Source organism: Granulicatella sp. HMSC30F09, assembly GCF_001806915.1.
GTDB classification, from domain to species: Bacteria; Bacillota; Bacilli; order Lactobacillales; family Aerococcaceae; genus Granulicatella; species Granulicatella adiacens.
In genome coordinates this window covers 15276-38670 of sequence record NZ_KV786412.1, presented here as the reverse complement: position 1 = coordinate 38670, position 23395 = coordinate 15276, and the positions used below count along the sequence as shown (strand labels likewise).

Here is a 23395-nt window from a genome sequence, read left to right as displayed (position 1 = left end):
TCATTCCAAACTACGCAAAAAAACAGAAGAAGATTTCTCTTCTTCTGTTTTTTGTTTGAAAGGAGTGCTTCTATTATGAGAAGAATGCGAGTAATACCCCCGCCGCAATCGCACTGCCGATAACTCCGGCTACGTTTGGTCCCATTGCGTGCATTAATAAGTAATTACTTGGGTCTTCTCTTTGCCCTTCTTTTTGTACAACACGGGCGGCCATTGGTACAGCAGATACCCCTGCAGCACCAATCATTGGATTAATCTTACCGCCTGATAATTTGTACATCAATTTACCCATTAGAACCCCCGCTGCTGTTCCTCCAGCAAACGCGATTAACCCTAATAAAGTAATTTTAAGAGTCGATACGGATAAGAATAATTCCCCTGTTGCTTTTGCTCCAACGGTTAATCCTAAAATAATAGTAACACCGTACATCATCGCATTTTGTAGAACTTTTGTAATGTTTGGAACTACCTTAATTTCTTTAATTAAGTTACCGAGCATTAAGCATCCTACTAAAGGTGTTGCACTTGGTACTAATAAGCTGACAAAAATTGTAACGATGATTGGGAAAAGAATTTTTTCCGTTTCACTGACTTTACGGTTTTCTGTCATCTTCACTAGACGTTCTTTCTTCGTTGTGAGCGCGCGAATAATTGGCGGTTGAATAATTGGCACAAGCGCCATGTACGAGTACGCTGCTAGGGCGATTGCTGGTAATAAGTGCGGTGCAAGTCTTGTTGTTAAGAACAAGGCGGTTGGTCCATCCGCACCCCCGATAATCCCTACTGAAGCAGCTTCTTGCGGTGTCATTCCCCACATTACTGAAAGGAAGAATGCGACGAAAATACCGAATTGAGCTGCCCCACCAAGCAAGATAGTTTTCGGATTTGCTAGTAGAGGTCCAAAGTCTGTTGAGGCCCCTAAGCAAAGGAAAATCAACGGTGGATAAATCCCAAGGTTCGTTCCTTGATATAAGTAATACAAGAGTCCACCAGGTCCATTTTCAGTAGGAGCATCCATTAATCCTGCTAACGGTAAGTTTACAAGGAGCATCCCGAACGCAATCGGAACCATTAAGTATGGTTCATACCCTCGTTTAATTCCTAGATATAGAAACACGCAGGCGATAATTAACATAATGATATTTTGAATTGTTAAATTATAGAGCCCACTCGTTTCAATCAACTGTTGAATGACTTCCATAAACCATCGCCTCCTAAATCGTTAAGAGTGGTTGGTTCGATTCGACAGATTCATTACTTGATACATGAATTGCTTTCACAACACCGTCACAAGGAGCAAGGATTTCATTTTCCATCTTCATGGCTTCTAAAATCACAAGTATATCTCCTTTTTCCACTGCATCACCGACATTTTTATTGACCGATAATACAATCCCTGCCATTGGAGCTGGCACTACTTCACCGTCTCCTGTTGGAGCTGGAGCAGCTTTCTTTTCTTCCATTGGCGCATTAGGTGCTGGAGCTGCTGCTAATTTCTGCGTTGCTTCTTCATTTGAAATTTCTTTTAGTGAGACGATAAATGTTTCGCCATTTACTTCTACTTCATATTTTTTCATTTAGTCCACCTTCTTTTCAATCGATACAATCTCAAAGTGCTTGTCTGGTACATCCGCACTTGCTTTCGTTAAAGCTACTAATGCGGCTACTCTAGCAAGTTTATTCGTTTCAAATAGTGTTCCATCATTTGTTGGAGCCTCAGGTTTCACCTCAACTGGTTTCCCCACAACTCCAACTGTTGTATGACTCTTTGCTTCCAGGATTTGGATAACTTTAGAGCTTCCTTGCATGAGGAACATTAGAATCGTCAACATCACAAACACAATTCCCATTGAAACGATTGTGATCCATAAGATTTCTAATAAACTTAGTTGCATAACTCTCTCCTCACTTTACAGTCGCAAAAATCTTCACGATTTCAGATGGTTTTTGCCATTGTCCATTTTTCTTAAGCAAGAATTCTTTGCCGACTTTAGGGAAAAGTGCGTAAGTTAAGACGTCTTCGTCACTTCTTGCTAAATCTCCAAGTTCTGCTTTGAGTGTTTCGAATTCAGGTGGCAAATGATTTGCTGGTCGATCCGTGATAACTTCTTGATCCCCAATGATTGATCTTCTGAAGCTTTCTTGAATGGGTACTGGTGATTGTCCATATGAACCAAGTAAGTATGCTTTCACTTCGTTTGAAACCACTTTATAGCGTTTGCCAGTAAGAACATTCATCGTTGCTTGAGTTCCCACCATTTGGCTCATTGGAGTTACGAGTGGTGGATATCCAAGGTCTGCTCTTACTTTTGGCACTTCTTTTAATACTTCTTCGTATTTATCCGTTGCACCTGCTTGAGTTAATTGAGAATACATATTCGATAACATCCCACCAGGAACCTGATATAAAAGCGCACGTGGATCTGGTGTTAACATTTTTGGATTTAATGTTCCATCTTTAATGTATTTATCTTTAATTACTCGGAAGTGGTCTGCAATTGGTTCTAATTTTGCCAAATCAACGGAGATGTCATAGCCAAGTTCACGAAGCGCAATCGCTAACGATTCCGTAGGCGGTTGACTAGTTCCTTCACTGAGTGGTGAAAGAGCTGTGTCGATACGGTCCGCACCAGCTTCAATGACTGCTTGATAAGTGAGTTGCGCAATACCACTTGTGCAGTGAGTGTGTACAACGATTGGAACAGTAATCACTTCTTTTAATGCACGAACAAGCTCAATACCACGAGCTGGTGTTAAAATTCCAGCCATGTCTTTCACACAGATAGAATCCGCACCCATTTCTTGCATTTTAGCTGCTAGTTCTTTGTAATAGTCAATCGTATGCGCATCACTAATCGTGTAACAGATTGTCATTTGCGCTTCTTTACCTGTCTTCTTCACGGCATTTAGTGAAGCTTCCAAGTTACGAACGTCATTTAACGCATCGAAAATCCTGAAAATATCAATCCCATTTTCTGCTGATTTTTCGACAAATTTTTCTACAACATCATCGGCATAGTGACGATATCCCAAAATATTTTGTCCGCGTAACAGCATTTGAAGCGGTGTTTTCTTTAAATGTTTTTTCAAGGTGCGAAGTCTGTCCCATGGGTCTTCGTCTAAGAAACGAATACAGGCGTCAAACGTTGCTCCACCCCAACATTCTAAAGAGGCAAATCCTGCTTCGTCTAATTGATCTAAAACAGGGAGCATATCTTCAATTCGCATACGGGTTGCCATCAACGATTGATGAGCATCCCGTAAGATTGTATCTGTAATTCCTATTTTTCGAGTCATCACCGAACACTCCTTCCACTATAATACGTCGATAAAGCGTTCGATTGTCTTGATGCTTTCAAGAGCATCTGTTGGAATTTGATGTTCTTGATTTGCATCATTAAATGCTTTCAAGTAATCCAAACGGAATTGCATACGATCACGAATCAATTCAGCGTAGTCTCCGTTCATTTCAGGCACTTCATAGCCTTCTACTGGTAAGTATTCCATTCCTGGAAGGCCGCCAAACAATTCAAATTTTGCTTTGCCATCAACAACTGTTTCAATTACACCAAGAGACACTTCTTTCGTCACTTTCTTACCTAAGAAATCCCCTGTATTGATAATGTAGCAATCTACTCCTTTATCAAATAAAGCTTTGAATTTTTCGTAGTCTTCTACTAATGGATAGACACGGAATGGATTTGCGTATGGTTCGATAACGAGCGCATCTAAGTTTGCTCCAGCCCCTGTATTTTCAGCTGTTGAACGTTTTGTCATTAAAGTACATCCTAAAATAGATGCTAAACGTGGGTCTGTGATTTTCACTAATGGTGGAAGTGCATCATCTTTCATAATCCAGAAAATAGATTGAATTGGTTCTTGAATCTTATCGACGCGGTTCGGGGTTGAATAACGAGATTTAATTGTTCGCCCGTTACCGTTCCGAATATCTTCTGTTACTAATACTTTACGGCCGTTTTCATCCAGAGTCACACCGCAGTTTTGAACCGTTACGAAGTAATCTTGTTCTCTGTGACCTGCTGGATAGTCATTTGTTTTGTCGAAGTAAGAAGGTTCCAAAGCTACAGATGAACCATCTTCTACTGAAATCACAAATGCATCGTCGTGTAATACTTCAATATCATATTTATTATCATGTTTTGCGTGCGTTAATGTAGACTTCCCTGATCCAGATAATCCAAAGAAGCTTGCAACATAAGAAGCGCCTTCTTTACGGAAAATCTTCAAACCACCGTGACAAGAAACGTAGTTGTTACGAGCGGCAGTTGCCCAAGCAAGTGTCAATGTTCCCTTTTTGATTTCCCCAAAATAACTCATTCCTAAAATTGCAGCACAATTATGTTTCGTATCAAAGAACGCTAATCCATCTGGGTAATCAGGATGTCTCCATGTAGGATCAAAGAAAATAAAAATGTCATTTTCATCATATTGTTTCGATGCATCGTAACGTCTCTTATATTGGTCATTGAAAATTTGGAAGTTCAATAACCAAGAATATAAGTTATTAATATGTTCTTTAGGCATCGTGATGTGCGCTTTTACCATAAAGTCTTCATCAAGACCTACAATAGCCGTTCCTTTAATAAACGGTTTGAAAGCGCTGTTATAAATTTCGTCGCGAATAATTGGAATAATCTTTGCATCTTCTGACGGATTATTCCCTAAAATTCGACGAGCTTTTGCCGTACGTCCAACGACACTCCCATCCACTACCGAAAGAATATGCGCATCCTCGGGTAATCCTAAATCCTTCGCATTTGCTACGAATGCATCTAATACAGTTGTATTGGGTGCATGTGACGCTAATTCATACGCCTCTGCCAGAGTCGGAATTTCAGTCGCATTGTTCGAATAAAAAGCTGGTTCAATAGTTGCCTTCAATTGCGAAAGATGCGGATTGCTCTTGCGTATAGTGTCTGTAGCGAAACGATCAATTGTTGCCATAATATCAACCTTCCTATCTTTTTATTGATATCTTTATTATACACGAAAGCGCTTTAAATGTAAGCGTTTTTGTGAAATTATTTTCTAATTTACTTATTTTTAACATTAATGTTCTATTACAAAAAAGCTGGATTATCTCCTAAAAGAGATAATCCAGCTTTTTCATTAATTCAATAAACAACACTCCTTCCATACAGCTTTTATTCTGTTTCTATTTCAAAACACATTCCTGTATTTGTTGCATAAAAGCGGTGTTTAATTTCTTCTTGTTTTAATAATTGATGGACAATGTATAATCCTACCCCATTACCACTTCCTTTATTACTTGTCGATGGTAGTAATGAATATGCCATCTCTATTTCTTCCTCCGTCAGAGGTTGACAAGGATTCTCTATTTTTAAGATACCATTTTTAGCAGAAACTTTGATAACACCTCCTTCATTCGAGTAACGAATCGCATTAATCATCAAATTATTCCAAACTTTTTGGAAGGCCATTTGGTTCATTTCTATTGTTGAAGATTCTAAATCCGTTTCAATAATTAAATTTCTTTCTTGTGCTAAAATTTTAAATTCTTTGTTCCAAATAGGAATCATTTTTTCTAGTTGAATCGATTGCTTTTCCATTGTGCTTTCTTGTAATTTTGAAAGCTCCAATATTTCTTGAACTAATACAGATAACTGGTCCACTTTGCCAAGGGATGCTACTAGATATTTATCTCGATCTTTGTATTTTCCTACATTAAGGCTCATGTTTTCTAGCATAATTCTTAAACTAGCAAGTGGTGTTTTCAACTCATGCGAGGCACTACGAAGAAAATCCACTTTTGTTTTTTCTAAGCGAATCATTTTTTGATTCTTTTCTTCTAGTTCATCAATTACCGACAATAAATGTTGATACAAGTCATTAATTTGCACTTCCATCTGTCCAATCTCATCTGAACTTGGTTCTAAAAAGGCTGCATCTCTTTCTAAATTCATCATTTTCTCTGTGACTCGAGACATTCTCATCAGAGGTCTTGATAGTTTTCTTGCGTAAATATAAGAGAAAATTACTGCCGTAAATATCGAGATGGCTAAAGACAATGGTAAATAATGGAAAGTGACTCGCGTGGCTTGTTTGACCATTTCCGTCGTTGACACCACTTGAATAAATAATTTTTTCCCATCCTTAGTCGTGACTTCACGGTCTTCGATAATCACAGAATGTTGATTGCTGTTCTCATCTATTGGTAATTTTGCCCCTAATGTTAGACTTTCTCCAGTGCTTTCATGCTTCAAATACGCTGTTATACCTTCATTATTGGCATACACTTGTAATGCTGAAGCAGCTCCCTTTTCATCCACTTGAGAAAGACTCTGTACAAGAACATCTGCTTTTCTACTCAGTTCTTGCTGCCGTTCTTGCATGTAAAAATGCGGGAAAGCAAAATATAAGAATAAATGAGCAACCGCAACGAGTGATATTAATATACTAAAAGTATAAATGAAAATTTTTGGAAATAGTTTTAATCTTCTCATTTTAACTCCAATTTATATCCAACATTTTTAATAGTAACAATACAATCTAATTTTAGCTTTTTACGTAGCTGTTTGATATAAACATCCACGACTCGATCAAATGGTGGGTCTTCATGGTTAGACCAAACATGATCTAAAATTTGTGAACGGCTCAAAGCTTGTCCCTCATGCTTCACAAGCAGTTTTAGAATCGACAGCTCTTTAGCGGTCACTTCTACTAATTGATTATTTACATACGCTTCAAATCGCGTAAAATTAACACTTGTATCCTGATAACTCCAGGTTTCTACTTCTCCATAATGTCTTTTTAGCAAAGCCTCAATCCTCTTATAAAGGACCATTAGAGAAAATGGTTTTTGAATATATCCATCCACAAGTAATTCAAAGCTTTTTACTTGAGTCTCCTCATCTTGTAAGGCTGTTAACATCAATATTGGGACATTACTTTTCTGTCGAACTTCTTCTAATACTTCAAACCCATTCTTTCGGGGCATCATAATATCTAATAAAATTAAATCAACGGATTCTCGGTTAAATACTTCGAGAGCTTCGACACCATCACAAGCTTCAAAGACTGTAAATCCTTGTTCACTTAAAAATTCTCGAACACCTTCTCGAATAGCCTCTTCATCTTCAACAATTAATAAATTCAAAAACATCACCTCTCTTTCTATTATAACAATCTTTACTATTGTAAACTACCTTTATTCCGTATCCTGTAACAAGCTCTTCGGTGATTTTTGTAAAATCAATGCGCTCGCAAGGAATACCGCAATGACAATAACCACTAATCCAAGTCCAATAACGATTCCTTTGTCCATATTTGAAACTGTTACTGATAGTTCCGTTAGCGTCTTATTAAATCCATCTACTGCAGCACCTCCACCTAAGTTAGCTGATTTTGCCTCGTTGGCAAGTTGAGTTCCTAAACTACTATTCACTTGTCCTAAAATTAATTTTCCAACCCATTCACTGACAGGACCACCTGCTAAAAAGGCTGCCCCAAAACTTGCGATACTTACCATTCCTACTTCATATAGCATTTGTGTAATAATCGTTTTCTTTGTCATCCCTAATGCTAATCGAATTCCGATTTCCTTACGACGGCTGTTTGTCCACAAGAACAAGATTAACACTAAAATAATCGCAGAGAAAATTAGACTTCCGATGAATAATTTATTCGTTAGACCATACACAAGGTTAATTGATTTTTGTAAAGTTGGATAGTTTTGGCTACTTTTCACTAATGTATAAGCTTTCCAGTTAATTCCTAATTTTTTAGCTTGTTCCATTACCTTATCGATGTCATATTCTCCTGAAACTAGGAAAGTTGCATCTAAATAAGTGCCATCTTCTTCACTAAATCCATACATTAAACGGCTTGTTTTTAAGTCTGTTAAAATTGTATTTTCGTATAATTCTTGAGGAGCAGTTACTCTTCCTTTATTTTTTCCACTAAATGTTCCGACAATCGTTACTTCAGTTTCGTTGTTTGCTTTCTTTTCATTATCCGCATCATAAATATTGGATTTTAATTTAATCTTGTCTCCAACTTTTAAATTGTTTTTCTTAGCAAAGTCTTCATGAACCATTGCGACGTTCGTATCTGAATCTGTAATGTGTCTTCCAGATGTTAATGTGAATGTTTGAGCCGCAAAACGTTCATCCATACTTGAATCATTAATTCCCGTTACCATCGCAGCTTTTCCGAAACGTTTCACACGGTTTGCATCCAATTTAACACCTTGAGCTGGGATTAATTCTTGATCAACTAAGTCCGCTACAACTTCCATTCGTTTAATAGCTTTTTGAACTCCTTCAATCCCTTCAATGGCTTTAATATCTTTTCCCTTCAAGTTACCCCCACCACGAGCAGTTCCTTGATTGTGACGACGGTCAATTTGCATTGAAAAAGACGAATTAATCGATTTAAAGGTTTCTTTTGCAGCTGTGTCTGTCGCATGTTTTACAGATAAACTACTTAAAGCAACAGTTGCCATACTGAATAAGATAAAGAAAATTATGAACGATTTAAATTTCTTTCTAGTCACGTATGCCCAAGCATTTTGAATAATTCTCATTTATCTCACCCCTTCTTTCCTTTTGATTTTTTTAATTGTCCTTCTTCCAGCGTAAGAACTTCGTCACAAGCGTCGGCTACTTGTGGACTATGAGTCACTACAACTACACACTTTCCGCTTTCGTGAGCAGCCATTTTTAAAATATCAATAATTTCAGCAGCTGTTCCTTCGTCTAAGTTCCCTGTTGGTTCATCTGCTAAAATGATAGGCGCTTTGGATACTAAAGCTCTAGCAATAGCTACACGTTGTTGTTGCCCACCTGATAGTTTCAATACATTTCTATGAATCAGTTCTTCTCCTAAGCCTAATTTTAGAAGAATTTCTTTATCCGCTTTTTCGTTTACAAGTTTGACATTTTCAAGCGGTGTTAAGTAATCAATCAAATTGTAGTTTTGGAAAACTAAACAAATATGATCTCTACGATGATCGCTGTAGGAACCTTTTGCAATATCTTCTCCTTTAAATAGCACTTTTCCCTTTGTTGGACTATCCAACCCTGCTAATAAAGATAAGAATGTTGATTTCCCAGCACCCGATTTACCTACAACAGCAATAAATTTTCCTTCCTCAAACTGTGCATTTAAATCTTTTAATACATATTTTTGCGCATTCTCATAACGATAGTAAATATTTTCTAATGATAACACTGACATAAGACCACTCCTTTAATTCATTTGACTTAATATTTTCTTTGGTTTCTTCATTAAGATTACAGCTGTACTAAATAGTACTGCTAATACAATAATGACAATGACGATGACTAATGTTTTAGCACCCTCCATTAGTGTTAGCTGCGGTAAACTGGATTCAAATAATGACTTGACCTGAGCAGGTATATCATCTGATGAAATCAATCCTGAGTAAAATTGATTTGCCACAAACTCACCAAAGAATAATGCGATTAAATAACTTCCTGAAGCAATCGTAAACAGCTCCAGTAAAATTTGACTAATAATTTTTCCTCTTGAAATACCAAGAGATAATAATATTCCAAATTCATGGATTCTTTCACGTAAGGTGAATAATAAAATTAAGAATAATATAATGACTGCTAATGCGAACACAGATCCCGTTAATAACATCATTAATGATTTAAAATTAGATATCGGACCCGATACTTGTTCAAAAACTTGTTCATTTTTGGATAATTGTAAAGTTTCCCAATTTAGTGAAAGTTTTTTTACTTCTTTAATCACAGAGTCTAGTTGTGAAGGATTTTTTACAGTATAGATAGCTCTATGAACAACTTCATTCGACTCCTTATTACCTGCTAATAACTGACTCGTTTTATAATCCATATACATACGATTTTCAGTTAAATCACTTGTGAGCCCTGTAGATTGCTCTGATAATTTCCCGTTAAAAATCCCAACGACTTCAACAGTGATTTCATCATAAGAGCCTCCACCTTCTTCTCCATTCTTAAACAGTTTCATTTTGATTTTAGAGCCAACCGTCCAGTTGTTCTCTTTCGCTAACTCTTCATGAATAAGAACTTTATTTCGATCTTCTTTTGTTAGTGCTCTCCCACTTTGAATATTTAATGCTCCACTGGCAAAATTCATTTCATTATTGCTATCACTAACTCCTCGAACACCCACTAGCTCACCGAGATTTCCTTGATCTAGTTGAACAGATTGTTCTCTTTGAACAGCTTTAGCATCTTGCAATTGCCCTACCGCATCATATTCATATTGAACCTCTTTAACTCCATCTGTTTTCTCAATTTGAGTTAATTGCTTCTTTTGTATCCCCCCATCATTTAAGATTGATTCAACTTGAAAGCCTGAATTTGAAAGACTAAGGAGTTTCTCTTCAACCTTCCCAGTACTTTCTTGCATCGAAAGAACTGCTAATACTGCTGAAGAAATTAGTACCATAATGAAAAACAAAATTCCTGTCCGAATTTTCTTTCTGATTAAGTATGCTCCAGCGCGTTTCTTCCAATCCATTTGCTCACTTCCTTTCCTTATCCGTGATTTCATTTTGCATTCCCAATATGAAACCAATATGAAATAAACCTACAAAATAAACAGATCTATTAATTTTAGATTTTCTTAAAACTAAAAAAGCTGGACATATGTCCAGCTTTTTCTCATTTAATATCTTTCTTTCATCGCACGATCGATTTCGCGTTTCATATCCTTTTGCTTTAAGGCATCACGTTTATCGTAATTTTTCTTCCCTTTCGCAACTCCGATTAATAACTTCGCAACGCCATTTTTAATGTAAACCTTCAGCGGCACTACTGTGTTTCCGGCTTGCTTTACTTGTTCCAATAAATAATTGATTTGCTTTTTATGAAGCAATAATTTTCTAGTTCTTAATGGATCATGATTGAAAAGCGTCCCTTGTTCAAACGGACTAATATGGACCCCTACAAGAAAAGCTTCTCCTTGCTTCAAGCTCACATAGCCATCTTTTAAATTGATACGCGCTTGACGAACCGATTTAATTTCTGTTCCAGTTAAGACCATCCCAGCTTCAATCGTTTCAAGAATCGTATAGTCATGACTTGCTTTTCGATTTTGTGCGAGCACTTTATCGTTCGTTCCTTTAGGCATTCACGAACCTCCTAGCGTCTTTTCTTTTTCATTTTAATGGCTTTTTTAAAGCGTTGACGTCCTTTTGATTTTTTGCCCTTCTTAGAAGATTTTTCATCAAAGAAATCGCCTTTTCTTGGTCGTTCAATTTTAGCCAATTTTGCATCTTCTACGAGTAGGAAATCGACTTCTCTAGCTTCCACATCTACTTTCACACACTTCACACGAACACGGTCACCGATACGGTAACTGACTCCTGTACGTTCCCCTAGTAAAATCATGTGGCTTTCAATAAAGTTAAAGTAGTCTTGTTTTAAGTGAGAAATATGGATTAATCCTTCTACGGTATTCGCTAACTCAACAAACATCCCAAATTTTGTCACAGAACTTACGATACCGTCGAATTCCTCGCCAACCTTATCTTGCATGTATTCAGCTTTTTTCAATGCATTCACATCACGTTCAGCCTGTACTGCAAGTCGTTCCATACGAGATGATTGGTCTGCAATTTGTTGTAACTTATCTTCAAGAAGCATTTCTTCTTTCTTCGATAAGTGACCCGGATGTTTTCCGTAATGACGAATCATACGATGAACGATTAAGTCTGGATAACGACGAATTGGCGAAGTGAAGTGCGTATAGTCTTCTGCTGCCAGTCCATAGTGTCCTGTTGGCGTAATATCGTACTTAGCTTGTTTCATAGAACGAAGCATCATCGTTGATACCACCGCTTCATAAGGCTCACCACGCACCTCGCTTAATGCCTTTTGCAATTTCTTCGGTGTAATCGAATCGTTCTTCCCTTTAATCGTAATTCCAAACGCTGTAATAAACTCTAAGAATCGTTGAAGTTTTTCGCTATCTGGATTTTCGTGAATACGATAGATGAACGGCACCTTCAATTGTTCATAGTGACGAGCTACTGTTTCATTAGCTGCCAGCATAAAGGACTCAATGAGTCGCTCTGCTACACCACGTTCACGGAGTACAATTTCTGTTGGAACTCCTTTTTCATCTACAAGAATTTTTGCTTCTTGTGTATCAAAGTCAATCGCTCCACGTTCCATGCGTCTACGTTCAAGAATCGTATGTAATTCTTTCATATTCCAGAGCATTTCTGCTATCTCTGGTGTGATTTTTTCAGAAGCTTCATTCGTATTGAATAATACATTCACTTCATCATAAGTTAATCGCTCATTCGATTGAATCACACTAGGGAAAATTTCGTGCTGGTATATCGTTCCGCTACGGTCGATTTCCATACGAGCTGTTAATGTTAAACGTTCTTCATATGGATGTAGCGAGCAAATTCCGTTTGATAATCTTTGCGGTAACATTGGAACCACACGATCTGTTAAATACACACTCGTTCCGCGTTCGAATGCTTCCTTATCCATTTCAGAATTTTCCGTTACATAATAAGAAACGTCGGCGATGGATACCGTTAAGACAAAGGTTCCATCTTCGCGTTTGACTAGAGCTACCGCATCATCTAAGTCTTTGGCATCTGCTCCGTCAATTGTCACGGTTAATTCTTGGCGTAAATCCACACGCCCTTCGATTTCTTCCGGTGAGATCACATCACTCACGCGGTTGGCTTCCTCTATAACAGAGTCTGGGAATACTGTTGGAATTTTTAATTGATGTAAAATCATTAAAATATCCATGCCGACAGCGTCTTTATAGCCGATTTCTTTGACGATATGCGCCTTCAAGACGAGTTCGTGACGCTCTGTTTCATAACTGTCAACTTCGGCAATCACGACGGTTCCGTCAACTGGGTTTAATCCCTTTCTAGTCACATAACATTTCGTTTTCTTTAATTTAGAATCTTTTAATGCAATTTCGCCACAATAGCCTGTTTGCATCATAATCTTCGATGGATAACGTGTATAAATCCCCACCACTTGCTTCACAGCGCGTTCTATGATTTTCACGATTGTTCCGCTTGCGGCTTTATCGTTATAAGGATTTTCTTCTTGTACGATACGAATCGCAACTGTGTCTCCATCCATAGCGCCATGGACATCCGTTCTTGGGATAAAAATATCTGGTTTTCCTTCTTCAACTGTGACAAAACCAAATCCTTTATCGTTTAATCGGAATGTTCCTTCTAACGTACGATTTTTTTGATTGAATCCAAATTTACCTTGTCGTGTTAATACAATTTTTCCAGAATCTTCGAGGTCAGCTAATTGTTTCACTAAAATCTTAAAGTCCTTTGAACCAGTAAATCCGAAATGCTCACTAATTTCTTGAACAAAAAAACTTTCGGATTCATGTTCCATAAAGAAAGCCATTAAGATTTCTTCTAATGATTGCCTCATTTCTTTACCTCCATTCTTGTTGATTTAGAAAAGAGAGAACAGTCTCTTGGAATTCCTTTCTAACAGGACTAACCGTAATCACGTGCCCCGCTTCTTCATACCAATGTAACTCCACTTGAGCATTCACCAAAGCTTCTTTTAATTCTAAAGAGGCTTCAGGATTTACAAGTGTATCTTGTTCCCCTTGTGCAATATAAAAACTTCCTGTTACTTTATCTAAATTAGATGCTACTTCACTTGAAAAGATTTGTAGTTCAACTAATTGCTTTTGGGCTTTCAACTTCATCTCGATACTATCAAAAGGACGATTTAGTTTTAAATAAGAAGCTTGAGCATACATCATAAAACTTTTTAACAGCCCAGGAAGTTGCGGATTTCTTACAGAAATCGGTGAGCAAAAAGTCCCAGCATAATCAACCAGTTGCTCCGTTGCGGCCTTTGTAGCCATAATTCCTCCCATAGATAGACCAAAAGATGCAATCGTATTAAACCCCGAATTTTTAACAAATTCGATCGCTTTTTTAGCATCTTCATACCATTTACTAGGAGAATTATTAAGAATATCATCGACATCAGGAGTCCCATGGCCAGAAAATACGGGAACATAGACTGCATAATCATGACGATGTAGAAACTGCGCAAGCATTCTCACATCTGCCGGTGTCCCAGTATAAGCATGAAATAAAATCACCGCTCTTGTATTACCTTCTTTTCTTAACCATAATGCTTCCATATTAAACTCCTCTGAATCTATAAAATAAAAAAAGTACAATTGGTTGGATGTCCGAACAATTGTACTTAAAAATCATTATTTTGATGAAATGTATGCTAAAGCAAATGCCAATAACATGAAGATTGTTCCTAAAACAACAGTAACACGAATTAAGAACGCCTCAAAGCCACGTGCTTTTTGTTTTCCAAATAATTGCTCTGCTCCACCTGTTAAAGAACTTGCTGCATTTGTCTTAGAAGGTTGCATAGCTACAACAATAATTAATAATACGCATACCACTACCATCAGTGATAAAATCAAATTGTACAAAGGATTCCCTCCTTAACTAAAATTCTTTTCAATTTTAACACAAAAATCACGATAATTCCACTGTTTCATTTAAAATAGTCCTCTAAACTCTATTGCACTAACTATGATTAAAATAGCTAAAAACATGGTATACTAGAACAAGACTTAACGAAATGGAGTGACATAATGAAAGGTTTTGTTTTTTTTGATTTGGATGGTACTTTATTAAATGGACATTCACTAGTAGACGAATCAACAAAAAAAGCTATTCAAGCATTGAAAGAAAATGGGTATGAACCCTTTATCGCAACAGGACGCTCTCCTGCTGAAACTCGCGATATTATGGAGAGTGCAAATATCCACTCAGGAATTTTTATGAACGGTCAAGTCGTTCTTTATCAAGGACAGCTTGTTTATTCTTCAGAGATTCCAACTGAAACAGTTGAAAAATTTCACCAAATGGTAAAAGAAGATGGATATGGCCTTACTGCATACAATGATAAACAGTTTTATTTAGTAGCATCCTCTCCAGGCGCTAAAGATGCTTATGGATTTATCCACTCTAACCCGCCTGCACTAAATCCAGATTTCTATAAAGAAAATCCAATTAACATGATGCTCTTTATTTCTCTTCCACCAGCCGAAGAAAAATATAAAGTAGCTTTCCCAAATCTTGATTTTCTTCGAAATACACCGTACTCAGTTGACGTAATTTCAAAAGGAAATTCTAAAGCAGAAGGCATCAAACGCTTTTTAGAACACTTAAACCAAGAAGATGCCAAAACTTATGCATTCGGAGATGGGCCAAACGATATCGAGATGCTCCAAGCAGTATCTCATCCTGTAGCCATGGGCAATGCCCTCCCTATTTTAAAAGAAATTGCTGAATTTATTACAACAGATAATACAGATAATGGGATTGTAAATGGTTTAAAACACTACGGACTTATATAAGAAAGAAGGAAGACGAATGTCAATTTATGAAATCGAAGTTCCAACTATTGACGGTGCATCAACTACTCTTGAAGAATTTAAAGGTCAATTATTGCTAATTGTCAATACCGCTAGTGGATGTGGACTTGCTCCTCAATTTGAAGGACTAGAAAAGCTTTATTTGGACTTTAAAGAGAAAGGCTTCTCTGTTCTTGGGTTCCCTTGTAATCAATTTGCAGGGCAAGAACCTTTAACTGCCGAACAAGCTGCCACCCATTGCCAATTAACGTACAATACTACATTCCCGATGTTTGGCAAGGTAAAAGTAAATGGCCCCCATACTCATCCTCTATTCAACGTATTGAAGAAAGAGACAGCTGGACTTTTAGGCGAAAAGGTCAAATGGAACTTCACAAAATTCCTCGTAGCTAAAGATGGAACGATTTTAAAACGATTTGCTCCTACTACAACGCCTGAACAAATTCGAGACGAAATCGCAAGTCTTCTTTCATAATCAAATATATGATAGAATAAAAAGAAAACGGTAAGGAGAAAGCACTATGGAAGTCAATGAAATTTTACGTATTTTAGAAGAAATGAATGTAGCTGTTGTTGCGACTGCAGACGAGAACAACCAACCTCATGCACGCCATATTCATATCGGTGTTGCAAACGAAAAAGGTGTGTTCTTTATGACAAGTCCAAAAACAAACTTCTACAAACAGTTAAAACAAAATCCGAAAGTTGCTATTACTGCTATGAAGAGCGAAGACTACTTAATCCAAGTAATTCGTATTGAAGGTGTTGTGAAAGAAATCGGGCGTGAACGTCTTGAAGAAGTACTAAAAGATAATCCATTCGTTAAAGATGTTTACCCTAACGAAGAAGACATTGCTGGCGTACAAGTATTCCACTTATACGAAGGGAAAGGATTCTACCATAGCCTTACTCAAGGACATAAATACGTGTTTGACATACACGAATAAGGATTAGAAAGAGGATTTTATGAAAAAACTTTTATTAGCACTTGCAGCATTAATGGTTGCAGGACTAGCTATCTTCTATTTTTTACCAGATAACAGTAATACTGCTAACGCAAACGTCGTATTTCAAGACGAAAGCGGAAAGAAATTAACAGAAAAAGACTTCACTGGAAAACCAACAGTCTATTATGCTTGGGCAAGTTGGTGTCCAGACTGTCAACAAGAACTTCCTATCTTAAATGCTTTAAAAGAGAAATATGGAGATAAAGTAGAATTCGTTGGCGTTGCGATGATTAGTCAAAAAGAACCGATTGAGAATGGGAAAAAATACTTGAAAGAACATTCTCTTTCGCTCAATTATTACTCAGATGTTGATTCGAGCTTCCAAAAATATCACGAGATTACAGAAATTCCGACCCTGATCTTCACGGATAAAAATGGAAAGATTGTTAAGAAGTCAGCTGGTGTCCTTCCTCAAGAAGAACTCGAATCCTACATCAAAGAAATTTTATAAAATTAAAAACTAGCAGAAATATCTGCTAGTTTTTTTGTCTGAACAATAAAAGAGAGGATGCACGCATCCTCTCTTTTACTTTCTTCTATGCTTATAAACACCAATACGATTGATTGCTTTACTTAAAGCAATTTTTGCACGATCCATATCGCTTTTTGAACGACTTGTATCGCTTAAAACTTTTTCAGCTTTATCTTTTGCATGTTCGGCACGTGTCACATCAATGTCTCTTGCACGTTCAGCCACGTTGGCAATAATCGTTACGACATTATCCCGCACTTCCATAACTCCACCACCGATTGCAATATAATCAGTTGGCGAATCCTCTAAGAATCGTTTCACTCGAAGTGCCCCGATTTTTAAAGGAAGCATGATTGGAGCATGATGCGGTAGTATGGTGATTCCGCCATCGACTGCATCGGCACTCACAGAATAGGAACGATGGTTATACACTTTTCCTTCTGGTGTTGTGACAACGACCAGTAATTCATGTTCAGCCATCTTTAATTTCCTCCAACAAATCCTGCCGCTTTAGCTTTTTTAATAACGTCTTCGATTGGTCCTACGTTACGGAACATATCTTCTGGAATATCATCATATAAACCATCGATAATTCCTTTAAATCCGCGAACCGTATCTTTAATTGGAACGTATGAACCAGGTTGTCCAGTGAAGGCTTCAGCAACGTGGAAGTTTTGTGATAAGAAGAATTGAATTCTTCTTGCACGGTTTACAATAACTTTTTCGCTATCTGATAATTCATCAATCCCTAAGATGGCAATGATGTCTTGTAATTCACGATAACGTTGAAGCATTTGTTGTACTTTCATCGCTACTTCATAGTGTTCTTCCCCAACAATTTCTGGAGTTAGAGCGCTTGATGTTGAAGCAAGTGGATCCACCGCTGGATAAATCCCTTGTTCTGTTAAACGACGCTCTAAGTTTGTAGTTGCATCTAGGTGAGCGAAAGTTGTTGCTGGAGCCGGGTCTGTATAGTCATCAGCTGGCACATAAATAGCTTGAATAGATGTAATAGATCCGTCTTTAGTAGAACTGATACGTTCTTGTAATTGACCCATTTCAGTTGCAAGTGTTGGTTGATACCCTACGGCAGAAGGCATACGTCCAAGTAACGCTGATACTTCTGAACCTGCTTGTGTGAAACGATAAATGTTATCGATGAATAAAAGCACATCTTGTTTTTCCATATCACGGAAGTATTCCGCAATAGTTAACCCTGTTAGTGCTACACGCATACGAGCTCCTGGTGGTTCGTTCATTTGTCCAAACACCATCGCTGTTTTAGCAGATACGCCTGATTCTTGCATTTCATGGTAAAGGTCATTCCCTTCACGAGTACGTTCCCCTACCCCTGTAAATACTGAAATACCACCAAGTTCTTCGGCAATATTATGAATCAATTCTTGAATTAAAACGGTTTTCCCTACACCGGCACCACCGAATAAACCGATTTTACCACCTTTAAGATATGGTGCTAAAAGGTCAATAACTTTAATCCCTGTTTGTAGAATTTCATATTGACTGTTTAATTCTTCAAATTTTGGTGCTGGTTTATGGATTTCATGTCTTGTAAAGTCTTCTGGGAATGGTTCTTTCAAGTCGATTGTATCTCCTAAAACGTTGAATACACGACCTAATGTTTCAGGTCCCACAGGAACGCTAATTGTGCGTCCTAAGTCCACTACTTTCATGCCACGTTGCAAACCATCTGTAGATTCCATGGCAATCGTACGAACTGCACCATCCCCTAATTCTACAGCAGTTTCCAATGTAACAGTCTTTTCACTTCCGTCACTTGTTGTTTTCACAACTTGTAATGCATTATGAATATCTGGAACGCCTTCTTCTAAAGGAAATACCACGTCTACAACTGGCCCTACTACTTGTAAAATCTTTCCAGTTCTCAATCCATTTTCCTCCTTCTAAAATCCTAATGTTCTTCCAGAGCGGCTGCTCCACCGACAATTTCTGTAATTTCTTGTGTAATTTGCGCTTGTCGTCTCTGGTTCAAATCTTGCGTTAAGTTACTGATTAAATCTTTGGCATTATCGGTAGCACTTCTCATCGCAGTCATACGAGAGGCATGCTCTGCAGATTTAGCATCGATAATGGCTCCGTAAATAAGCGATTCCGCATATTGTGGGAGCAAGATGTCCATAATTATTTCCTTATTTGGTTCGAAAATATAATCCAATTCGTACTCTTTTGCTTCATCTTCATCCAAGTCGATAATTGGTAACATTTTTTCAACACGATAGTTTGATAAAAGTGCATTTACATGGTGATTATAGCAAACGTAAAATTCATCAAATTCACCGTCACGGAACATTTGGACCGCACTTGACACAATCTTTCTTACTTCTTCAAAGGTTGGAATATCTGATACATCATTAATTTCAAGACGTACATCCACTCCCATTTTTTTGAAGAAGCGACTTGCAGCATCCCCAACGGTTAAGATGACATATTCATCCTTTGATTGGTGGTCTAACTCTAACATTTCTCTTGTTGATTGGAAAATGGAAGAGTTGTAACTCCCAGCAAGTCCTTGATCAGATGAAATCACTAAATATCCAGTCTTTTTAACTGGACGTTCAATTAATAAATCGTGATAGTCGATAAAAGAAGTAACTACTTCTCCATCCTCTGACGTTTCATCGACAATCTCTTCTCTATTGTGATTTGCGTATAGTAAGTGAGTTACAACTTCACGGATTTTTTGAGCGTAGTCTTGATAGTGACGCACTGCTTGCTCTGATTTGGCTAATTTTGCTGCAGAGACCATCTGCATGGCGCTAGTGATTTGACTTGTTTTCTTTGTTGAAACAATTCTCTTCTTTAAATCATTTAAGGAAGCCGTCATTCAGGTCACCTCTCCTTTCTACGCTTATTGAACACGTTCAAATAAATGAATTTGTTTGAAACTCTCAATCACTTTGTAGAATTTCTCTTCATCCGAAATCACATGTTGATCGCGGATTTCATTCAATAAATCTCTATGTTCGCTTTCTAAATGTTGATATAACGCTTTTTCAAATGATTTAATACGATCGATTGGAATCGCATCTAATAAACCATGTGTTAAAGCAAATAAAATCGAAACTTGATATTCGATTGGTAATGGTTGGTGTACATCTTGTTTCAAGACTTCAACTGTACGTTTACCACGATTTAATTTTTGTTGAGTTGCCGCGTCTAAGTCAGAACCAAATTGTGTAAAGGCTTCTAACTCACGGTAACTTGCTAAGTCAATACGTAATGTACCAGAAACTTTCTTCATCGCTTTAATTTGGGCAGAACCCCCAACACGCGATACAGATAATCCGGCAGATAAACCAGGACGTACCCCAGAGTAGAACAAGTCACTTTCTAAGAAGATTTGTCCATCTGTAATAGAGATTACGTTTGTTGGGATATATGCAGAAATATCTCCGGCCTGTGTTTCGATGATTGGTAAGGCTGTTAATGACCCTGCTCCTAATTCATCACTTAATTTCGCTGCACGTTCTAGTAGACGTGAGTGTAAGTAGAATACATCCCCTGGATAAGCTTCACGACCTGGTGGACGACGAAGTAATAGGGAAATTTCACGGTAAGCGGCCGCTTGTTTAGATAAATCATCATACACAATTAACACGTCGCGACCTTGATACATCCACTCTTCACCCATTGCAGTACCTGCATATGGTGCAATATAAAGCATTGGCGCTGGTTGAGAAGCGCTGGCAGATACAACGGTTGTATATTCCATGGCTCCATAACGTTTTAATGTTTCAACGAGGGCTTTAACAGTAGATTCCTTTTGTCCAATTGCAACATAAATACATAATGTATTTTTACCTTTTTGGTTCAAAATCGTATCCACTGCAATACTCGTTTTACCAGTTTTACGGTCACCAATGATTAACTCACGTTGCCCTTTACCGATTGGCACTAATGCATCGACTACTTTTAATCCTGTGGGTAATGATTGTTTTACACTTTGACGTTGCATAACGCCAGGTGCTTCATTTTCTACTGGACGTTTTTTTGTTGTTTCGATAGCACCAAGTCCGTCAATTGGACGACCTAACGCATCCACAACACGCCCGATAAGCGCATCTCCAACAGGAACATCCAAAATACGGCCTGTACGTTTTACAGGCTCTCCTTCATGAATGTTCTCATAAGAACCAAAAATGATGACACCCACATCTTGTTTTTCCAAGTTTTGTGCCATACCATAAGCGCCATTTTCAAATTCTACTAATTCTCCAGCCATTACGTTTGTAAGGCCGATGACACGAGCAATTCCGTCACCAATGAAAGAAACCTCTCCGATTTCTTCGATTTGTTCTTTCGTTTCAAAAGAAGAGATTTGGTCACGAATTCTCGCTGTAATATTACTCATTTCCATTTATGCCATCTCACCTCTTCAATCCAGTTTGGCTAACTTTTTCTTTGAATTGTTTTAATTTATTCGAAATTGTTCCATCTAAAAGAAATTCTTTGGTTTTCAATTGAACACCGCCTATAACAGAAGGATCAACTGTATTTACCCAAGAATCGTATTCTTTTTCTGTTTTATTTTGAAAAGCAATAGCAATACGTTTAATTTGCTCATCCGTTAAAGGAATTGCAGAAACAATTTCTAATTTATTTGCGTTATAAAGTTCAAGAAACGCTTCTAGTGCTTCTACGATATTCATAGAACCATCTTCTGACGGAAAAGTCGCTAAGTACTCCTGCGTTTCACTAGATAAGTGACCAAATGTTGATTCTAGAACTGCCAATTTTTTATCATACGAAACATGTTCCAAATGCATCAGCTGTCTAAAAGTAGATGTATTTTGAATTCCATCTAAAATTGCTTGAATTTCATTTGTTACTTGATCTAAGTGACCTTCATATTTTGCCTTTGCATAAAAATGGCTGGCTTCTTTAACGATATCTTTATGATATTTTACCATTATCCTTCCAACCCCTTAATAAAGGACTCAATCACTTCTTGATGTCTTTCTTTTGTCACTTCTTTTTCAAGAATTTGACTTGCAAGTTGAATAGACAAGTCCACAATCTCATCTTGTACTTGAGCAATGGCACGTTGCTTCATCGAATCTACTTCTCGTTGCCCTTCTGCTTTCATACGAGAGACTACTTCTTTACCTTCTTTAATCATTTCATCTTGCGTTTTTGATGCTGCTTCACGAGCGTTATTTAAAATATCGCTCCCCTTCAGTTCTGCTTTATGAATAATTTCATGCGCATTCGCTTGAATTTCTTCCGCTGCTTTTTTCTTTTCTGCAGCTTCATCTAAATCTTTAGAGATTTTATCTCTACGAGACTCTAACATTGCATTTACTTTATCCCAAGCAAAATATTTTACTAGGAAAAGTAATAATGTCATAGAAACTAGCACGACCAAAGTATCACCTAAAACGGTACTGGTATTACCTGACAACATTACTTCAAACATCGCTCACCCCTCCTTTTCGACAATAATCCCTTCATTTGAATCTATTTGACGAAAACAAGGATAAGAGCGATTAATACTGCGAAGATTGGCATCGCTTCGATTAAGGCAACCCCGATAAACATTGTTGAACGTAATTCGTTGCTTAATTCTGGTTGACGAGTCATTGATTCGATTGTTTTTACGATTACTGCTTGGTTCCCGTAGGCTGCTGCTAAAGCTGCTCCTACTACTGCAATTGCTGCTGCTAATTCTGTCATTTTAAATTCCTCATTTCTTAAAAATTAATGTTTCATTACTTTATGTGAGATATATACCATCGTTAACGTACAAAATACATACGCTTGAATAGCTCCAATCACAACTGAAAAACCTTGCCAAATTACACCTAACGGAATGGCAAGAATATACGTTATTAATCCGGCTGCGGATGAGAACATCACAATTAAGCCTAATAACACTTCACCAGCATATATATTTCCGTAAAGACGAAAAGCTAGTGTAATTGTATTCGTAAACTCTTCAATTAACTTAATTGGGAGCATAAACGACATTGGACTTAAATAAGAATGTTGAATATATCCTTTGAGTCCCATCTTCTGTACGCCAGAATAATGTGCGATTAATGTAGTCATCAACGCCAATGCCAAACATACGATTGGGCTGGCAGTAGGGCTTGCAAAATAACTATGATCCTCATAATGGATATAGAAAATGAGGCCCACCATATTGGCGACTAACACAAAAGAAAACAGTGAAAAAATATATAAATAATATGTTTGTCCCGTTTTCTCATCCACTGCGTTATTAACAATGCCTTTTGTAAATTCCATTAAAGCCTCTAAAGCATTTTGTAGCTTTCCTGGCTTCATGGACACTTTCCTGGCCGATAATATTGTAAATAGCGCAATGAGTAAAACACTAACCCCACACGAAATCAAAATCGGAACTGAAAACGACACTCCAAAAATCTCAATCACTTTTGGTGTTGCTTCCATGAATCTTATTTTCCCTCCTTTTCACCAAATAAAAAGT

26 protein-coding genes are annotated in these 23395 nt (G+C 37.4%); 4 read left to right on the top strand and 22 right to left on the bottom strand.

The window, feature by feature from the left end; genetic code table 11:
* Positions 1-73: 73 nt before the first annotated feature.
* The 14 genes from HMPREF3103_RS01755 to secG form a co-directional block, all read right to left on the bottom strand.
* Entirely contained in the window at positions 74-1201 is a 1128-nt protein-coding gene (locus tag HMPREF3103_RS01755; RefSeq protein WP_005604919.1) for a sodium ion-translocating decarboxylase subunit beta, read from the bottom strand.
* A gap of 13 nt (positions 1202-1214) precedes the next feature.
* Positions 1215-1577, bottom strand: coding sequence for a biotin/lipoyl-containing protein (locus tag HMPREF3103_RS01750; RefSeq protein WP_070437006.1), 363 nt, complete (start codon positions 1575-1577; stop codon positions 1215-1217).
* Positions 1578-1895: an OadG family protein gene (locus HMPREF3103_RS01745; protein ID WP_070437005.1), complete on the bottom strand. Its 318-nt coding sequence runs from the start codon at positions 1893-1895 to the stop codon at positions 1578-1580.
* Between the two features lie 10 nt (positions 1896-1905).
* The gene (locus HMPREF3103_RS01740; protein ID WP_070437004.1) at positions 1906-3297 is read right to left on the bottom strand and encodes an oxaloacetate decarboxylase subunit alpha; all 1392 of its coding nucleotides are present in this window, start codon (positions 3295-3297) and stop codon (positions 1906-1908) included.
* An 18-nt stretch (positions 3298-3315) separates the two neighbouring features.
* A complete protein-coding gene (locus tag HMPREF3103_RS01735; RefSeq protein ID WP_070437003.1) occupies positions 3316-4965 on the bottom strand; it encodes a phosphoenolpyruvate carboxykinase (ATP) in 1650 nt (549 codons plus the stop codon).
* Between the two features lie 200 nt (positions 4966-5165).
* On the bottom strand, positions 5166-6485 hold the full coding sequence (locus HMPREF3103_RS01730) for a sensor histidine kinase (RefSeq protein ID WP_070437002.1): 1320 nt from the start codon (positions 6483-6485) through the stop codon (positions 5166-5168).
* Complete coding sequence (locus HMPREF3103_RS01725; protein ID WP_039848833.1) at positions 6482-7138, bottom strand: response regulator transcription factor; 657 nt, start codon at positions 7136-7138, stop codon at positions 6482-6484. Before HMPREF3103_RS01725 ends, HMPREF3103_RS01730 begins: the two co-directional genes overlap by 4 nt.
* A gap of 51 nt (positions 7139-7189) precedes the next feature.
* On the bottom strand, positions 7190-8566 hold the full coding sequence (locus HMPREF3103_RS01720) for an ABC transporter permease (RefSeq protein WP_070437001.1): 1377 nt from the start codon (positions 8564-8566) through the stop codon (positions 7190-7192).
* A 5-nt stretch (positions 8567-8571) separates the two neighbouring features.
* On the bottom strand, positions 8572-9219 hold the full coding sequence (locus HMPREF3103_RS01715; protein ID WP_005604905.1) for an ABC transporter ATP-binding protein: 648 nt from the start codon (positions 9217-9219) through the stop codon (positions 8572-8574).
* A gap of 12 nt (positions 9220-9231) precedes the next feature.
* Positions 9232-10518 carry an ABC transporter permease gene (locus HMPREF3103_RS01710; RefSeq protein WP_070437000.1) on the bottom strand — a complete coding sequence of 429 codons (1287 nt, stop codon included), beginning with the start codon at positions 10516-10518 and terminating at the stop codon, positions 9232-9234.
* A gap of 147 nt (positions 10519-10665) precedes the next feature.
* Positions 10666-11130, bottom strand: coding sequence for an SsrA-binding protein SmpB (smpB, locus tag HMPREF3103_RS01705; RefSeq protein ID WP_005604901.1), 465 nt, complete (start codon positions 11128-11130; stop codon positions 10666-10668).
* Between the two features lie 11 nt (positions 11131-11141).
* Positions 11142-13436 carry a ribonuclease R gene (gene rnr, locus HMPREF3103_RS01700; RefSeq protein WP_070436999.1) on the bottom strand — a complete coding sequence of 765 codons (2295 nt, stop codon included), beginning with the start codon at positions 13434-13436 and terminating at the stop codon, positions 11142-11144.
* A gap of 4 nt (positions 13437-13440) precedes the next feature.
* Positions 13441-14169 carry an alpha/beta hydrolase gene (locus tag HMPREF3103_RS01695; RefSeq protein WP_070436998.1) on the bottom strand — a complete coding sequence of 243 codons (729 nt, stop codon included), beginning with the start codon at positions 14167-14169 and terminating at the stop codon, positions 13441-13443.
* Between the two features lie 75 nt (positions 14170-14244).
* The gene (gene secG / locus HMPREF3103_RS01690; protein WP_039848716.1) at positions 14245-14478 is read right to left on the bottom strand and encodes a preprotein translocase subunit SecG; all 234 of its coding nucleotides are present in this window, start codon (positions 14476-14478) and stop codon (positions 14245-14247) included.
* Positions 14479-14643: 165 nt separating this feature from the next.
* Between secG and HMPREF3103_RS01685 the strand changes: the two genes are divergently transcribed.
* From HMPREF3103_RS01685 to HMPREF3103_RS01670, 4 genes are read left to right on the top strand one after another with little or no spacing between them, the layout of a single operon-like run.
* A complete protein-coding gene (locus HMPREF3103_RS01685; RefSeq protein WP_070436997.1) occupies positions 14644-15411 on the top strand; it encodes a Cof-type HAD-IIB family hydrolase in 768 nt (255 codons plus the stop codon).
* Positions 15412-15427: 16 nt separating this feature from the next.
* Entirely contained in the window at positions 15428-15904 is a 477-nt protein-coding gene (locus HMPREF3103_RS01680) for a glutathione peroxidase (RefSeq protein WP_070436996.1), read from the top strand.
* Positions 15905-15950: 46 nt separating this feature from the next.
* Positions 15951-16376 carry a pyridoxamine 5'-phosphate oxidase family protein gene (locus HMPREF3103_RS01675; RefSeq protein WP_049555857.1) on the top strand — a complete coding sequence of 142 codons (426 nt, stop codon included), beginning with the start codon at positions 15951-15953 and terminating at the stop codon, positions 16374-16376.
* 19 nt (positions 16377-16395) lie between these two features.
* Positions 16396-16887: a TlpA family protein disulfide reductase gene (locus tag HMPREF3103_RS01670; RefSeq protein WP_070436995.1), complete on the top strand. Its 492-nt coding sequence runs from the start codon at positions 16396-16398 to the stop codon at positions 16885-16887.
* A 75-nt stretch (positions 16888-16962) separates the two neighbouring features.
* On the opposite strand, the gene HMPREF3103_RS01665 is transcribed toward HMPREF3103_RS01670, so the two are convergent.
* Genes HMPREF3103_RS01665 through atpB form a run of 8 tightly spaced genes read right to left on the bottom strand, consistent with a single transcriptional unit; the run spans position 16963 to position 23358 of the window.
* The gene (locus tag HMPREF3103_RS01665) at positions 16963-17388 is read right to left on the bottom strand and encodes a F0F1 ATP synthase subunit epsilon (RefSeq protein WP_005604885.1); all 426 of its coding nucleotides are present in this window, start codon (positions 17386-17388) and stop codon (positions 16963-16965) included.
* Between the two features lie 2 nt (positions 17389-17390).
* Positions 17391-18815 carry a F0F1 ATP synthase subunit beta gene (gene atpD, locus HMPREF3103_RS01660; protein WP_005604883.1) on the bottom strand — a complete coding sequence of 475 codons (1425 nt, stop codon included), beginning with the start codon at positions 18813-18815 and terminating at the stop codon, positions 17391-17393.
* Positions 18816-18838: 23 nt separating this feature from the next.
* A complete protein-coding gene (locus tag HMPREF3103_RS01655; protein WP_070436994.1) occupies positions 18839-19771 on the bottom strand; it encodes a F0F1 ATP synthase subunit gamma in 933 nt (310 codons plus the stop codon).
* A gap of 24 nt (positions 19772-19795) precedes the next feature.
* Positions 19796-21304 carry a F0F1 ATP synthase subunit alpha gene (gene atpA, locus HMPREF3103_RS01650; RefSeq protein ID WP_070436993.1) on the bottom strand — a complete coding sequence of 503 codons (1509 nt, stop codon included), beginning with the start codon at positions 21302-21304 and terminating at the stop codon, positions 19796-19798.
* 10 nt (positions 21305-21314) lie between these two features.
* Positions 21315-21857, bottom strand: coding sequence for an ATP synthase F1 subunit delta (gene atpH / locus HMPREF3103_RS01645; RefSeq protein ID WP_070436992.1), 543 nt, complete (start codon positions 21855-21857; stop codon positions 21315-21317).
* A complete protein-coding gene (gene atpF, locus HMPREF3103_RS01640; protein WP_070436991.1) occupies positions 21857-22363 on the bottom strand; it encodes a F0F1 ATP synthase subunit B in 507 nt (168 codons plus the stop codon). The genes atpH and atpF overlap by 1 nt, the downstream gene beginning before the upstream one ends.
* Positions 22364-22404: 41 nt before the next feature.
* Positions 22405-22620 (bottom strand): F0F1 ATP synthase subunit C, encoded by a 216-nt coding sequence (gene atpE, locus HMPREF3103_RS01635; protein WP_005604878.1) that lies wholly within the window; start codon positions 22618-22620, stop codon positions 22405-22407.
* Between the two features lie 24 nt (positions 22621-22644).
* The gene (gene atpB / locus HMPREF3103_RS01630; RefSeq protein ID WP_049555859.1) at positions 22645-23358 is read right to left on the bottom strand and encodes a F0F1 ATP synthase subunit A; all 714 of its coding nucleotides are present in this window, start codon (positions 23356-23358) and stop codon (positions 22645-22647) included.
* Between the last annotated feature and the right edge of the window lie 37 nt (positions 23359-23395).

Bases quoted from the DNA above. Each gene is read 5' to 3' on its own strand.
- HMPREF3103_RS01755 (WP_005604919.1), bottom strand. From the start codon at position 1,201: ATGGAAGTCATTCAACAGTTGATTGAAACGAGTGGGCTCTATAATTTA.
- HMPREF3103_RS01750 (WP_070437006.1), bottom strand. From the start codon at position 1,577: ATGAAAAAATATGAAGTAGAAGTAAATGGCGAAACATTTATCGTCTCA.
- HMPREF3103_RS01745 (WP_070437005.1), bottom strand. From the start codon at position 1,895: ATGCAACTAAGTTTATTAGAAATCTTATGGATCACAATCGTTTCAATG.
- HMPREF3103_RS01740 (WP_070437004.1), bottom strand. From the start codon at position 3,297: ATGACTCGAAAAATAGGAATTACAGATACAATCTTACGGGATGCTCAT.
- HMPREF3103_RS01735 (WP_070437003.1), bottom strand. From the start codon at position 4,965: ATGGCAACAATTGATCGTTTCGCTACAGACACTATACGCAAGAGCAAT.
- HMPREF3103_RS01730 (WP_070437002.1), bottom strand. From the start codon at position 6,485: ATGAGAAGATTAAAACTATTTCCAAAAATTTTCATTTATACTTTTAGT.
- HMPREF3103_RS01720 (WP_070437001.1), bottom strand. From the start codon at position 8,566: ATGAGAATTATTCAAAATGCTTGGGCATACGTGACTAGAAAGAAATTT.
- HMPREF3103_RS01715 (WP_005604905.1), bottom strand. From the start codon at position 9,219: ATGTCAGTGTTATCATTAGAAAATATTTACTATCGTTATGAGAATGCG.
- HMPREF3103_RS01710 (WP_070437000.1), bottom strand. From the start codon at position 10,518: ATGGATTGGAAGAAACGCGCTGGAGCATACTTAATCAGAAAGAAAATT.
- smpB (WP_005604901.1), bottom strand. From the start codon at position 11,130: ATGCCTAAAGGAACGAACGATAAAGTGCTCGCACAAAATCGAAAAGCA.
- rnr (WP_070436999.1), bottom strand. From the start codon at position 13,436: ATGAGGCAATCATTAGAAGAAATCTTAATGGCTTTCTTTATGGAACAT.
- HMPREF3103_RS01695 (WP_070436998.1), bottom strand. From the start codon at position 14,169: ATGGAAGCATTATGGTTAAGAAAAGAAGGTAATACAAGAGCGGTGATT.
- HMPREF3103_RS01685 (WP_070436997.1), top strand. From the start codon at position 14,644: ATGAAAGGTTTTGTTTTTTTTGATTTGGATGGTACTTTATTAAATGGA.
- HMPREF3103_RS01680 (WP_070436996.1), top strand. From the start codon at position 15,428: ATGTCAATTTATGAAATCGAAGTTCCAACTATTGACGGTGCATCAACT.
- HMPREF3103_RS01675 (WP_049555857.1), top strand. From the start codon at position 15,951: ATGGAAGTCAATGAAATTTTACGTATTTTAGAAGAAATGAATGTAGCT.
- HMPREF3103_RS01670 (WP_070436995.1), top strand. From the start codon at position 16,396: ATGAAAAAACTTTTATTAGCACTTGCAGCATTAATGGTTGCAGGACTA.
- HMPREF3103_RS01665 (WP_005604885.1), bottom strand. From the start codon at position 17,388: ATGGCTGAACATGAATTACTGGTCGTTGTCACAACACCAGAAGGAAAA.
- HMPREF3103_RS01655 (WP_070436994.1), bottom strand. From the start codon at position 19,771: ATGACGGCTTCCTTAAATGATTTAAAGAAGAGAATTGTTTCAACAAAG.
- atpA (WP_070436993.1), bottom strand. From the start codon at position 21,304: ATGGAAATGAGTAATATTACAGCGAGAATTCGTGACCAAATCTCTTCT.
- atpH (WP_070436992.1), bottom strand. From the start codon at position 21,857: ATGGTAAAATATCATAAAGATATCGTTAAAGAAGCCAGCCATTTTTAT.
- atpF (WP_070436991.1), bottom strand. From the start codon at position 22,363: ATGTTTGAAGTAATGTTGTCAGGTAATACCAGTACCGTTTTAGGTGAT.
- atpE (WP_005604878.1), bottom strand. From the start codon at position 22,620: ATGACAGAATTAGCAGCAGCAATTGCAGTAGTAGGAGCAGCTTTAGCA.
- atpB (WP_049555859.1), bottom strand. From the start codon at position 23,358: ATGGAAGCAACACCAAAAGTGATTGAGATTTTTGGAGTGTCGTTTTCA.